We start from the raw sequence: 13,247 nt of genomic DNA on the forward strand, positions 1-13,247 counted from the left end.
CGGCCTGGGCAGACACCGGTGCAGACGGTACAGAGTACCCGCACACCGGCTTCCGGTTGAAATCAGGCCGCCAGGACCGTCAATCTGTACACATCGGGTGTGTATGGCGCTACGATGCGCCGCCTTCCGCAGGAGGTGCCCTCATGGCACAAGCATTGCGACCCAACACCGCCGGATCCCTCTTCGCCACGGACGGCAAGTCCCACCCCCTCCAGGACACGCTGCTCGCCGTGACCCTGGTGCTCGGGGCGATCTCGTTCATCACGGCGATGTTCCACAACCTCCATCTGCTCAGCTCCTGGACGGGTCTGGTGGGGATCTTCACCGGCGCCTACGGGCAGTGGATCTCCGAGACCACCCGTGAGCGCTTCGGACTGATCCTGGGCCTCGGCGCGTGCGCCATCGGCTTCTTCCTCGGCATGGCGCACGGCGGCCTCTTCGGCGGCCTGTGGTGATGCCGGGGACACTCTCCCGGCCCAACCCGGACCACCGCTGAACACCCCGGCAGCCCGCCAGGACCGGGGCGCGGCTGCCGTATGCCCCAGTCGGGGCGCTCGTCGGGCGCAGTAGGCTTCGCGCGAGAGCCGGAGCCCCTGTACCCATGGGGACACACCAGCCCGAGGAGCGCCCCGAATGAGCCTGACCCTGAGGACCATCAGCCGCGAGCAGCATCTGGCATACATCCAGAGCCTGCCGGCGGCGAGTCACATGCAGGTCCCGGCCTGGGCCGATGTCAAGGCGGAATGGCGTTCGGAGAACCTGGGCTGGTTCGACGAGCGCACGGGCGAGCTGGTCGGTGTGGGTCTGGTGCTCTACCGGCAGCTGCCCAAGATCAAGCGCTATCTGGCCTATCTGCCCGAGGGCCCGGTCATCAACTGGTTCGCGCCGAATCTCGACGACTGGATCCAGCCGATGCTGGCGCACCTCAAGCAGCAGGGCGCCTTCTCGGTGAAGATGGGCCCGCCGGTGATCATCCGGCGCTGGGATGCCTCCTCCATCAAGCAGGGCATCCAGAACCCGGACGTGAAGCGCCTGCGGGACATCGAGGCCGACTTCATCGAGCCGCGCGCCTTCGAGGTGGCCGACAAGCTGCGCCGCATGGGCTGGCAGCAGGGCGAGGACGGCGGCGCCGGCTTCGGCGATGTCCAGCCCCGTTATGTCTTCCAGGTGCCGCTGGCCAACCGCTCCCTGGAAGAGGTCCACAAGAACTTCAACCAGCTGTGGCGCCGCAACATCAAGAAGGCCGAGAAGGCCGGTGTCGAGGTCGTCCAGGGCGGCTACCACGACCTTGAGGAATGGCAGCGGCTGTACGAGATCACGGCGGTGCGCGACCACTTCCGGCCCCGCCCGCTGTCGTACTTCCAGCGCATGTGGTCGGCCCTCAACACCGAGGACCCCAACCGGATGCGGCTGTACTTCGCCCGCCACAACGGTGTGAACCTGTCCGCGGCGACGATGCTGATCGTCGGCGGGCACGTCTGGTACTCCTACGGTGCCTCCGACAACATCGGCCGTGAGGTCCGGCCCTCGAACGCGATGCAGTGGCGGATGCTGCGCGACGCCTACGCGCTCGGCGCGAGCGTCTACGACCTGCGCGGCATCTCCGACTCGCTGGACGAGTCCGACCACCTCTTCGGCCTGATCCAGTTCAAGGTGGGCACGGGCGGCCAGGCCGCCGAGTACCTGGGCGAGTGGGACTTCCCGCTCAACAAGCTGCTGCACAAGGCGCTCGACATCTACATGTCCCGCCGCTGATCCGGCTCGCGCCGCTGACCGGGCGTCACGCGCTTCGGTACGGTCGATAGCTCCGATAGCTCCCATACCTCTGATACACCGCAGCCACGAGAAAGGTTCCAGGTCCGGCCATGGCGCTCACGCTCTACGTCGACACCGCGCGCTGGCGGGCGCACCACAAGCACGTGCAGGAGCAGTTCCCAGGGCTCGTCCCGGTCTGCAAGGGCAACGGCTACGGGTTCGGGCACGAGCGGCTGGCGGAGGAGGCCACGCGGCTGGGTGCCGATGTCCTCGCCGTCGGCACGACGTACGAGGCCGCGCGCATCAAGGACTGGTTCGGCGGTGACCTGCTGGTGCTGACGCCCTACCGGCGCGGCGAGGAGCCGGTGCCGCTGCCGGACCGGGTCATCCGCTCGGTGTCGTCGGTCGACGGCGTGTACGGCCTGGTGGGTGCTCGGGTGGTCATCGAGGTGATGTCCTCGATGAAGCGGCACGGCATCAACGAGCAGGATCTGCCGCAGCTGCACGCCGCCATAGAGAACGTCCGCCTCGAAGGCTTCGCGATCCATCTGCCGCTGGACCGCACCGACGGCACGGACGCCGTCGAGGAGGTCATCGGCTGGATGGACCGGCTGCGCGCGGCCCGGCTGCCGCTGCACACCATGTTCGTCAGCCACCTCAAGGCCGAGGAACTGGCCCGGCTGCAGCAGCAGTTCCCGCAGACCCGGTTCCGCGCGCGCATCGGCACGCGACTGTGGCTGGGCGACCACGAGGCGACCGAGTACCGCGGCGCGGTCCTGGACGTCACCCGCGTGGCCAAGGGCGACCGCTTCGGCTACCGCCAGCAGAAGGCCGCCTCCGACGGCTTCCTGGTGGTCGTGGCGGGCGGTACGTCCCACGGCGTGGGCCTGGAGGCGCCGAAGGCGATGCACGGTGTCATGCCGCGCGCCAAGGGTGTCGCCCGGGCCGGTCTGGCCACGGTGAACCGGAACCTTTCTCCGTTCGTCTGGGGCGGCAAGCAGCGCTGGTTCGCCGAGCCGCCGCACATGCAGGTGTCGATCCTGTTCGTGCCGGCGGACGCCCCGGAGCCGCAGGTCGGCGACGAGTTGGTGGCGCATCTGCGGCACACCACCACGCAGTTCGACCGCCTCGTGGACCGCTGAGCCCCGCGCGCAGCGCCCGCTCCGCCGCCCTATAGCTGTACGCAGAAGGCCGTACACGGACGATCCGTGTACGGCCTTCGCGTTGCCGATGCCGATCTGTCAGGGCGAGGCGTCCTTGGTGAGGCCGTTGCCGACGGCCTTCCCGGTGCCCCACTCCACCTGCGGGCCCTCGGCGTGCGCCGCGTGCCGCGGGGGACGGGCCGCGGGGCCGAGGACGAAGACGTCGGGCGCTCCGTCGAGCACCCCGCCCGAGGGGTCGTCGGCGCCGTCACGGCGTACGATGTCCCGCTCCGGCATGAGGATGTCCCGCACCACGACGGCGCACAGATAGACCGTGCCGGCCAGGTGCACCCCGATGGCCCAGTGGTAGCCGTCGGTCGGCAGGCCCTTGTGGGCGTCGCCGCTGGTCGTGTACGCGAGGTACAGCCAGATACCGAGGAAGTAGGCGACCTCGCATGCCTGCCAGATCAGGAAGTCCCGCCACTTGGGCCGGGCGAGTACGGCGAGCGGCACCAGCCAGAGCACGTACTGGGGCGAGTAGACCTTGTTGGTGAGGATGAACGCCGCGACGATCAGAAAGGCCAGCTGGGCGAAGCGGGGCCGGCGCGGGGCGGCCAGTGCGAGGGCGGCGACACCGACGCAGCACAGCAGCACCAGCAGAGTGGCGAGGGTGTTGACGGTCTCGGTCTCCAGCGGGTCCTTGGAGTTCTGCGCCATGATCAGCCAGAAGGAGCCGAAGTCGACGCCCCGCTCCTGGCTGAAGCGGTAGAACTTCGACCACCCCTCGAAGGCGAAGACCATCACCGGCAGGTTCACCACCACCCAGGCCAGAACGGCGCCTCCCAGGGCCGTGCCGAAGTCCCGCCATTTGCCGGCCCGCCAGCACAGCACGAGCAGCGGGCCCAGCAGGAACACGGGATACAGCTTGGCGGCCGTGGCGAGCCCCAGGAGGATGCCGAAGGCGAGGGAGCGGCCCCGCGACCACATCAGCATCGCGGAGGCCGTCAGAGCGACCGCCAGCAGGTCCCAGTTGATGGTGGCGGTCAGCGCGAAGGCGGGCGCCAGGGCGACCAGCAGACCGTCCCAGGGCCGTCGGGCGTGGGTGCGGGTGACGCAGACGGCGATGACCGCCGCGCACGCCATCAGCATTCCGGCGTTGACCATCCAGTACCACTGCTCCTGGTCCTGGATGCTGCCGCTGCCGGGCGTCAGCCAGGCGGCGACCTCCATGAACACGCCGGTCAGCACCGGGTATTCGAGGTACTCCATGTCGCCGGGCAGCCGGTCGAAGTACGGCACCAGGCCGTCGGCGAATCCGCGCCCGTTGTACAGGTGCGGGATGTCGGAGTAGCAGGCGTGGGTGTACTGCGTGCTGGCGCCGAAGAACCAGCCGCCGTTGTAGCAGGGCGCCTTCTGGACCAGGCCGAGGGCGAACATGCCGATGGCCACGAGGGCGATGATCCGCACGGGCGTCCACCAGGACGTCCCCGTCTGGGCATGCCGCCCGAGCGGACCGCCGATCAGCTCGCTGCCGCTCGCGGCGACCGCGTCGGCATGGGTCGGCGACACCGGGTCCGGCCGGCGAGCTTGCGTTCCTTCTGCACTGGGCATGGGGCACATCCTGCCGTAGATGTCTGAGAAAACGGCGAGGGCCGCCGCCCCCGAGTGGGTGCGGCGGCCCGGTGTTTCACGTGAAACACCTTTGCCGGGCGAATCGGCTACTGCGTCTCGTCGCCGGTCGTGCCTTCGAAGAGGCCGCCTCCGTTGCCGTTCCCGTTGCCATTGCCCTCACCGCCGTCACTCGGCGAGGGGGACGGGGACGAGGTGATTCCGCCGTCCGCGCCTCCGATGTCGGTCCCGCCGGTGTCGGTGCCACCGGTGGGCGGCTCCTCATCGCACTTCCACCAGTTGTTGCACGTCTCGGTGGGCGTCGGGCTCGGGGAGGTCGACTGGCTCGGGCTGGGCGTCGGAGTCGGGGACGGGCTCTCCTTCTCCGTCTCGGTCGGCGAGGGAGTCGGCGTCGGCGTCGGCTCGGCGTTGACGACCTCACCGATGGGCTCGGGCTTGGGGAACTTCTTCGCCGGTTCGCCCTTCATCGCCTCGGTCATGTAGTCGTGCCAGATCTCCGACGGGAACGACGAACCGTGGATCGACTCCTGGTCACCGGTTCCGTACATGGGCAGGAACGTACGGTTCTTGATCTTCTCGTCGTCCGGGTACCGGAACATGGTGATCGCGGTGGACAGCTGCGGGGTGTAGCCGACGAACCAGGCCGACTTGTTGTCGTCGGTGGTACCGGTCTTACCGGCCGCCTCCCGGTCGTCCAGCCGCGCGTTCTTACCCGTACCGTCCTCGACCACGGTCTTCAGGACGTCCGTGACGTTGTCGGCGACCTTCGAGGTGAACGCCTGCTCCGTCTGGACCTCGTGCTCGAAGACCGTGCCGTCCTTGCTGGTGACCTTGGTGACCGAGAACGGGTCGCGCTGCTTGCCGCTGGCCGCGAAGGTGGCGTACGAGCCCGCCATGCGGATCGCGCTGGGGTCGGAGATACCGAGGGAGAACGACGGGACCGAGGTACCGGCCAGACTGTCCTCGTGGAGGCCCGCGGCGACCGCGGCCTCCTTGACCTTGTCCAGGCCGACGTCCATGCCGAGCTGCACGAAGGCGGAGTTCACCGACTTCTTCATCGCCCAGCGCAGGTCGATCTTGTAGTCGGGCGCCTCACCCACGGACTCCTTGCCGTCGTTCTCCTGGAGCCACTCCTTGCCCTCTTCGTTGTGCCAGACGGTGCCGTCGTAGTTCTTGATCTTGAGGTTGTTCTTGCCGCTGTACAGGCTCTTCGGAGAGACCAGGGTGCGCTCGTCCTGCGCCTGGACCGGGCCGAGCTCGGGGTCGCGCACGCCCCAGGTCATGGCCGCCGCGAGCACGAAGGGCTTGAACGTCGAACCGACCTGGGCACCGGTCTCGTCGGCGTTGTTGGTGAAGTGCTTGGTGGCGTCCTCACCGCCGTAGATGGCCCTGATGGCACCGGTCTCCGGGTCCACGGAGGCGCCGCCGAACTGGACGTGGGTGTCCTTGTCCGGGCGCTTCTTGGGGTCGATGTTCTCCTTGCGGACCTTCTTGACCGCGTCTTCCAGGGCCTTGACCTTCTTCTTGTCGAAGGTCGTGTAGATCGAGTAACCGCCCTGCTGGAGCTTGTCCTGGGTGATGCCGGTCTCTTCGCTGTGGTTGACGATGTAACCGTTGGCGAGGTCGACGAGGTAACCGATCTGGCCGCTCAGGGCGGTGTTGAAGCGCGGGTTCTGGGTCTTGGGGAGCTCGGTGTACTTGGCGCGCGTGGCCGGGTCGAGGTGGCCGTACTCGACCATCTTCTCCAGCGTGTCCTGCATCTGCCGCAGGGCGCGGCGCTTGTTGGCGTCGGGCGTGGCCGCCTTGTCGATGTTCACGGCGCCCGCCGGGTCGTAGTAGGTGGCGCCCTTCAGGGTGGCGGCGAGGAAGGCGCACTCGCCGGGGTTGAGCTCGGAGGCGTTCTTGTTGAAGTAGGCGCGGGCCGCCGCCTGGATGCCGTACGCGTTACGGCCGTAGTAGGCGGAGTTGAGGTAGCCCTCCAGGATCTTGTCCTTGGTGACCGACGTGCCCACCTTGATGGAGACGAACAGCTCCTTGAACTTGCGGGAGACCGTCTGCGACTGGTCGTTCAGCATCGCGTTCTTCACGTACTGCTGAGTGATCGTCGAGCCGCCCTGGGTCTCACCTCCACGTGCCATGTTGAACATGGCGCGGGCGATGCCCTTGGGGTCGATGCCCTTGTCCGTCCAGAACGTCTTGTTCTCCTGGGAGATGACGGCGTTCTGCATCTCCTTGGGGATCTGCGACAGATTGATGATCTGCCGGTTCGTCTCGCCGCCGGTGGCCACCATCTCGGTGCCGTCGGACCAGTAGTAGACGTTGTTCTGCGCCGTCGCCGCCAACTGCACGTTGGGGACGCTCACCATGGCGTAGCCGATGCCCGCGATCGCGACCAGGCTGCCGAAGAAGGCCAGGCACAGACCGGAGACGAGCTTCCAGGACGGCACCCAGCGCCGCCAGCCGTACTTGCCCGCGCGCGGGTAGTCGATGAACCGCTTGCGACCGGGGGCCGCACCGCGCGCTCGGCCGCGGCCGGGGCCGCCCGGGCCGGGAGCGGCGCGCCGCCCGCCGCGACCGGGGTCGGCCGCACGGCGCCGCCCGCCTCCGCTGCGCTGCGCCGCGCGCCGGGCTTCGGCCCGGCCACCGTACGTACGCTCCTCGCCTCCCGTCCCGTACGCGTCGGAGGGAGATCCGGTGGCGCCTCGCGGTGCCGCACGGCGGCCGGAGGACGAGCCGGACTGCCCGCGTCGGGCCGCGGCGCGTCCGCCTTCCTGCGGCTGCGGCGGTTTGCGGCGGTGCTCGCTCATCGAACGACTACTCCTCGGGCAGGCGCACCTTTCGCGCGCCTGGAAACGGCGGCTGGTTTCCGGTCCCCCCGAAGTACGGACGCGGTCGATGCCGCATTCACCCGTACTGCACCGGGGACCAGGACGTCCCCAGGCGTCACGCGGTTCCCGGCGGTATGCATGCCGCACAGACTACGCACCGCCAAAACCCGCCTAGCCCTGAAGTTCACCCCAAATCAGGCAACTTTCCGCCGACGAATCAGTGATGTGACGCCGCTCACCATTCCCCCTCTTGTCGCACCAGCAACGTCGTTCTATCGTCGTGATGTATCGAGTCGATACATCAGAGCGACATAAAGACCGTCACGGCACCCGTCCACCGGGTCGCGGCAGAGAGGAGGCGACGATGAGCCGGCGTTCCGGGATCCTCGAGTTCGCCGTACTCGGCCTGCTCCGCGAATCGCCCATGCACGGCTATGAGCTGCGCAAGCGGCTCAATACGTCGCTGGGAGTGTTCCGTGCGTTCAGCTACGGGACGCTCTACCCCTGCCTCAAGACGCTGGTCGCCAACGGCTGGTTGATCGAGGAGCCGGGGAGCGCCCCCGAGGACGCCCTGGCCGCGTCCCTCGCGGGCCGGCGCGCCAAGATCGTCTACCGGTTGACGGCGGAAGGCAAGGAGCACTTCGAGCAGCTGCTGTCGCAGACGGGGCCCGACGCGTACGAGGACGAGCACTTCGCCGCCCGCTTCGCCTTCTTCGGGCAGACCTCCCGCGACGTACGCATGCGCGTGCTCGAAGGCCGCCGCAGCCGCCTTGAGGAACGCCTGGAGAAGATGCGCGCCTCGCTCGCGCGCACCCGGGAGCGCCTCGACGACTACACCCTTGAGCTCCAGCGCCACGGAATGGAGTCCGTGGAGCGCGAAGTGCGCTGGCTGAACGAGCTCATCGAGAGCGAGCGGGCCGGACGGGACCTTCGTGGTTCCGGCACCGGGGAGTCCGCTCAGCAGGACACCACATCTGGAGCGACGGGCGGCCTGCCCCGGTCAGGGGACACGCCCCGACCGGATACGCCCGACGACACCGCCACGTGAAGGTCCCAAAAGGGCTTCACCGAGTACACACACAGGGAGCAACCGGAATGGGTTCGGTTCGCGTAGCCATCGTCGGCGTGGGCAACTGCGCCGCGTCGCTGGTGCAGGGCGTCGAGTACTACAAGGACGCCGACCCGGCGTCCAAGGTCCCGGGCCTGATGCACGTCCAGTTCGGCGACTACCACGTCCGTGACGTGGAGTTCGTCGCGGCCTTCGACGTCGACGCGAAGAAGGTCGGCCTCGACCTCGCCGACGCCATCGGCGCCTCCGAGAACAACACCATCAAGATCTGCGACGTGCCCTCCACGGGCGTGACCGTCCAGCGCGGCCACACCCTCGACGGCCTCGGCAAGTACTACCGCGAGACCATCGAGGAGTCCGCCGAGGCTCCGGTCGACGTCGTCCAGGTCCTCAAGGACAAGCAGGTCGACGTCCTGGTCTGCTACCTGCCCGTCGGCTCCGAGGACGCGGCGAAGTTCTACGCCCAGTGCGCCATCGACGCCAAGGTCGCCTTCGTCAACGCCCTGCCGGTCTTCATCGCCGGTACGAAGGAGTGGGCGGACAAGTTCACCGAGGCCGGTGTCCCGATCGTCGGTGACGACATCAAGTCCCAGGTCGGCGCGACCATCACGCACCGCGTCATGGCGAAGCTGTTCGAGGACCGCGGTGTCATCCTCGACCGCACGATGCAGCTGAACGTCGGCGGCAACATGGACTTCAAGAACATGCTCGAGCGCGAGCGCCTGGAGTCCAAGAAGATCTCCAAGACGCAGGCCGTCACCTCCCAGATCCCCGACCGGGACCTCGGCGAGAAGAACGTCCACATCGGCCCGTCCGACTACGTGGCCTGGCTGGACGACCGCAAGTGGGCCTACGTCCGCCTGGAGGGCCGCGCCTTCGGTGACGTCCCGCTGAACCTGGAGTACAAGCTGGAGGTCTGGGACTCCCCGAACTCCGCGGGTGTCATCATCGACGCCCTGCGCGCCGCGAAGATCGCCAAGGACCGCGGCATCGGCGGCCCGATCCTGTCCGCGTCGAGCTACTTCATGAAGAGCCCGCCGGTGCAGTACTTCGACGACGAGGCCCGCGAGAACGTCGAGAAGTTCATCAAGGGCGAGGTCGAGCGCTAAGGCTCCTCCCCTCCCAGGGCTGTTCGAGGGTCCCCGAGGCAATGCGCCCCGGGGACCCTCGCCGTATGTGAGGCTGTGCCCCATGGCCGTCGTACGCGATCTTCGGGTCCTGCTGCGCTTCGGGAACTTCCGGCGCCTGCTCGCCGTACGACTGCTCTCCCAGGGCGCCGACGGTGTGTACCAGGTCGGGCTCGCCACCTACGTCGTCTTCTCCCCGGAGAAGCAGACCTCGGCGACCGCCATCGCCTCCGCCATGGCCGTCCTGCTGCTCCCCTACTCCTTGGTGGGTCCCTTCGCCGGAGTACTGCTCGACCGCTGGCGCCGGCGCCAGGTGTTCGTGCACGGCAATGTGCTGCGCGCCCTGCTGGCGACGGTCACCGCGCTGCTGATCCTCGGCGAGGCGCCGGACTGGCTCTTCTACGTCTCCGCCCTGTGTGTCACCGCCGTCAACCGCTTCGTGCTGTCGGGGCTGTCGGCCGCGCTGCCCCGGGTCGTGGACGGCGAGCGGCTGGTCATGGCCAACTCCCTGTCCCCGACCGCCGGCACGCTCGCCGCGACCGCGGGCGCGGGGCTCGCCTTCGCCGTACGCCTGCTGGTGTCCGACTCCGACGCGGCCGTGGTGCTCCTGGGTGCCACGCTGTATCTGTGCGGGGCGCTCGCCGCGCTGCGCATCCCGCGCGAGCTGCTGGGCCCGGACCCCGCCCTCGTCCGGCCCCGGCTGACGGCTGCCCTCTCGGGCACGCTGCGGGATCTGGCCGCGGGCGTCCGGCACCTGGCCGAACCGCCGCGCCGGGCGGCCGCCTGGGCGCTCGGCGCGATGACCCTGATGCGGTTCTGCTACGGCGCCCTGACGGTGATGGTGCTGATGCTGTGCCGGTACGCCCTGACGTCCGACGAGGACGAGGGGCTGGCGCTGCTGGGCCTGGCGCTCGGCGTGTCGGCGGCCGGGTTCTTCGCCGCGGCCGTGCTGACGCCGTGGGCGGTGGAGCGGCTGGGGGCCGGCGGGTGGATCGCCGGGTGCGCCGCGGCCGCCGCCGTGCTGGAGCCGGCCCTCGGGCTCCCGTTCGCCACCGGTCCGCTGCTGGCGGCCGCCTTCGTCCTCGGGCTCACCACCCAGGGCGCGAAGATCTCCACCGACACCATCGTCCAGTCCTCGGTCGACGACGGCTTCCGCGGCCGGGTCTTCTCGGTCTACGACGTCCTGTTCAACATCGCCTTCGTCGGCGCCGCGGCCGTCGCCGCGCTGATGCTCCCGTCTGACGGCCGCTCCGTGCCGCTCGTCATCACCGTGGCCGCGATCTACGCGACCGTTGCGACGGCTATGACCCGCTTCGGACGCCCCTGAGTGTCACATCAGTGCCACAGAGCCTCTCCTGACCCTGGTGATGTCAGAGGCAGCCGATAACTTACGTGGGTCTTATCCGCTTCTTATGTGCGTCCGTACGACGTCACATCAAGGGGGACCCTCGCATGTCCACTCCGCCGCCCCAGGGCCAGAACCCCTTCGCCCAGGGCCAGAACCCGTACGCCCAGCCTCAGGGTTCCCCGACCCAGGCGCCGTTCCCGCCCCAGGCCGCCGCGCCGGTCCCGCCGCAGCCGCAGAGCCGCCGCTCCAAGTTCAAGATCATCAAGTTCGCCGTCATCGGTGTCGCGGCCCTCACCGCCATCATCGGCGGCTACCTCGGCAGCCGTGACGACGCCGACCAGGCCAAGGTCGGCGACTGCCTGAAGGCCGCTTCCTCCTCCACGGACCGCATGGAGGTCGTGGACTGCACCTCCTCCGAGGCCGAGGCCAAGGTCCTGAAGAAGGTCGACGGTCACTTCACGTCGTTCACCGCCGAGACCGAGTGCCGCAAGGTCAAGGGAGCCACCGGCTTCTACGCCGAGACGGGTGACGGCGACGAGTTCCTGCTCTGCACGTCGGAGGTCTGATCCGCCGACCTGGCTCGACCCCGGTCGCACGCCACGTTTCACGTGAAACATGTCCGTGAAACGACGGAAGGGGCGCCGTGTTTCACGTGAAACATGGCGCCCCTTCGCTGTCCGGACTCTCAGGAGCTCTGCTCCTGGGCCCACCACTCCTTCAACGCCTCCACCGCGGCGTCATGCCCCATCGGGCCGTGCTCCAGCCGGAGCTCCAGCAGATGCTTGTAGGCGCGACCGACCTCGGGGCCCGGCCTCACGCCCAGGATCTCCATGATCTGGTTGCCGTCGAGGTCGGGGCGGATGGCGTCCAGTTCCTCCTGCTCCTTGAGCTGCTCGATGCGCTGCTCCAGGCCGTCGTAGGCGCGGGACAGGGCGGCCGCCTTGCGCTTGTTGCGCGTGGTGCAGTCCGAGCGGGTCAGCTTGTGGAGGCGGTCGAGGAGAGGGCCGGCGTCGCGGACGTAGCGGCGGACGGCGGAGTCCGTCCACTCACCGGTGCCGTAGCCATGGAAGCGCAGGTGAAGCTCGACCAGTCGCGAGACGTCCTTCACCAGCTCGTTGGAGTACTTCAGCGCGGTCATGCGCTTCTTCGTCATCTTGGCGCCGACCACCTCGTGGTGGTGGAAGGAGACACGGCCGTCCTTCTCGAAGCGCCGTGTCCGCGGCTTGCCGATGTCGTGCAGCAGTGCCGCAAGGCGCAGGGTGAGGTCGGGGCCGTCGGTTTCGAGCGCCATGGCCTGCTCCAGGACGATCAGCGTGTGGTCGTAGACGTCCTTGTGGCGGTGGTGCTCGTCGCTCTCCAGCCGCAGCGCCGGCAGCTCGGGCAGTACATGGTCGGCCAGCCCGGTGTCGACCAGCAGGGTCAGGCCCTTGCGGGGATGGGCGGACAGGATGAGCTTGTTCAGTTCGTCCCGCACCCGCTCGGCCGAAACGATCTCGATGCGGCCGGACATCTCCCGCATGGCGGTGACGACCTCGGGAGCCACCTCGAAGTCGAGCTGGGCCGCGAACCGCGCCGCGCGCATCATCCGCAGCGGGTCGTCGGAGAAGGACGCCTCGGGCGTCCCCGGCGTGCGCAGCACCCGGGCCGCCAGGTCGGCCTGGCCGCCGTGCGGGTCGATGAACTTCTTCTCCGGGAGCGCGAGCGCCATCGCGTTCACGGTGAAGTCCCGCCGGACCAGGTCCTCCTCGATGGAGTCGCCGTAGGACACCTCGGGCTTGCGGGAGGTCCGGTCGTACGCCTCGGATCGGTAGGTCGTGACCTCGATCTGGTAGCCGTCCTTCTGCGCGCCGACCGTGCCGAAGGCGATGCCGACGTCCCACACGGCGTCCGCCCAGGGCCGCACGATCTTCAGGACGTCCTCGGGGCGGGCATCGGTAGTGAAGTCCAGGTCGTTGCCGAGCCGGCCGAGGAGCGCGTCCCGTACCGAGCCGCCGACCAGGGCGAGGGAGAACCCGGCCTCCTGGAAACGGCGAGCGAGGTCGTCGGCGACTGGCGCGACCTGCAGCGGCTCGGTCACCGCGCGGTCGTGCTCCGGGGCAATGAGGTGGTCTTCGTTGGCGTTCGGCACAACGTAAGAGGGTACGTGGCCCGAGCGCCGACGGGCGCCTCCATTAAACGGGCACCGGCCCTTCCTACGACAGCCACCGGCCCTTCCTCCGACGGGGCAGCGGTCCCTTCCTCCGACAGGCACCGGCCCTCCGTCCGACAGGACCGGCCCTTCGGCGGTTACAGGCCGTTACGTGCGGTACACGCCCAAAGCCACTGTTGTGATGCATCTCGCCGCAATCG

General features: G+C 68.7%; 10 protein-coding genes. 7 read left to right on the forward strand and 3 right to left on the reverse strand.

From position 1 onward, the window contains the following. The first annotated feature begins 143 nt into the window (after positions 1 to 143). The 3 genes from ACSU6M_RS16980 (at position 144) to ACSU6M_RS16990 (ending at position 2,897) form a co-directional block, all read left to right on the forward strand. Positions 144 to 455 (forward strand): hypothetical protein, encoded by a 312-nt coding sequence (locus ACSU6M_RS16980; protein ID WP_437070556.1) that lies wholly within the window; start codon positions 144 to 146, stop codon positions 453 to 455. A 178-nt stretch (positions 456 to 633) separates the two neighbouring features. Further along, positions 634 to 1,755, forward strand: a complete 1,122-nt coding sequence (femX, locus tag ACSU6M_RS16985) for a peptidoglycan bridge formation glycyltransferase FemX (protein WP_437070557.1) — start codon at positions 634 to 636, stop codon at positions 1,753 to 1,755. A 110-nt stretch (positions 1,756 to 1,865) separates the two neighbouring features. Beyond that, positions 1,866 to 2,897 carry an alanine racemase gene (locus tag ACSU6M_RS16990; RefSeq protein WP_437070558.1) on the forward strand — a complete coding sequence of 344 codons (1,032 nt, stop codon included), beginning with the start codon at positions 1,866 to 1,868 and terminating at the stop codon, positions 2,895 to 2,897. A 99-nt stretch (positions 2,898 to 2,996) separates the two neighbouring features. On the opposite strand, the gene ACSU6M_RS16995 is transcribed toward ACSU6M_RS16990, so the two are convergent. Further along, positions 2,997 to 4,517 carry a glycosyltransferase family 87 protein gene (locus tag ACSU6M_RS16995; RefSeq protein WP_437070559.1) on the reverse strand — a complete coding sequence of 507 codons (1,521 nt, stop codon included), beginning with the start codon at positions 4,515 to 4,517 and terminating at the stop codon, positions 2,997 to 2,999. Between the two features lie 98 nt (positions 4,518 to 4,615). Beyond that, a complete protein-coding gene (locus tag ACSU6M_RS17000) occupies positions 4,616 to 7,333 on the reverse strand; it encodes a transglycosylase domain-containing protein (protein ID WP_437070560.1) in 2,718 nt (905 codons plus the stop codon). A 385-nt stretch (positions 7,334 to 7,718) separates the two neighbouring features. Here ACSU6M_RS17000 and ACSU6M_RS17005 point away from each other — a divergent pair, with 385 nt between their 5' ends. The 4 genes from ACSU6M_RS17005 (at position 7,719) to ACSU6M_RS17020 (ending at position 11,464) form a co-directional block, all read left to right on the forward strand. Next, positions 7,719 to 8,402 (forward strand): helix-turn-helix transcriptional regulator, encoded by a 684-nt coding sequence (locus ACSU6M_RS17005; RefSeq protein ID WP_437070561.1) that lies wholly within the window; start codon positions 7,719 to 7,721, stop codon positions 8,400 to 8,402. 47 nt (positions 8,403 to 8,449) lie between these two features. Then, a complete protein-coding gene (locus tag ACSU6M_RS17010; protein WP_389083188.1) occupies positions 8,450 to 9,532 on the forward strand; it encodes an inositol-3-phosphate synthase in 1,083 nt (360 codons plus the stop codon). An 82-nt stretch (positions 9,533 to 9,614) separates the two neighbouring features. Continuing rightward, positions 9,615 to 10,877: an MFS transporter gene (locus ACSU6M_RS17015; protein WP_437070562.1), complete on the forward strand. Its 1,263-nt coding sequence runs from the start codon at positions 9,615 to 9,617 to the stop codon at positions 10,875 to 10,877. A gap of 125 nt (positions 10,878 to 11,002) precedes the next feature. Then, complete coding sequence (locus tag ACSU6M_RS17020; RefSeq protein WP_437070563.1) at positions 11,003 to 11,464, forward strand: LppU/SCO3897 family protein; 462 nt, start codon at positions 11,003 to 11,005, stop codon at positions 11,462 to 11,464. Between the two features lie 119 nt (positions 11,465 to 11,583). Here ACSU6M_RS17020 and ACSU6M_RS17025 read toward each other — a convergent pair whose 3' ends face one another. Continuing rightward, the gene (locus ACSU6M_RS17025; protein ID WP_437070564.1) at positions 11,584 to 13,026 is read right to left on the reverse strand and encodes a CCA tRNA nucleotidyltransferase; all 1,443 of its coding nucleotides are present in this window, start codon (positions 13,024 to 13,026) and stop codon (positions 11,584 to 11,586) included. Positions 13,027 to 13,247 lie beyond the last annotated feature (221 nt).

The sequence above is a fragment of the Streptomyces sp. enrichment culture genome, from assembly GCF_964272895.1.
GTDB lineage: Bacteria > Actinomycetota > Actinomycetes > Streptomycetales > Streptomycetaceae > Streptomyces.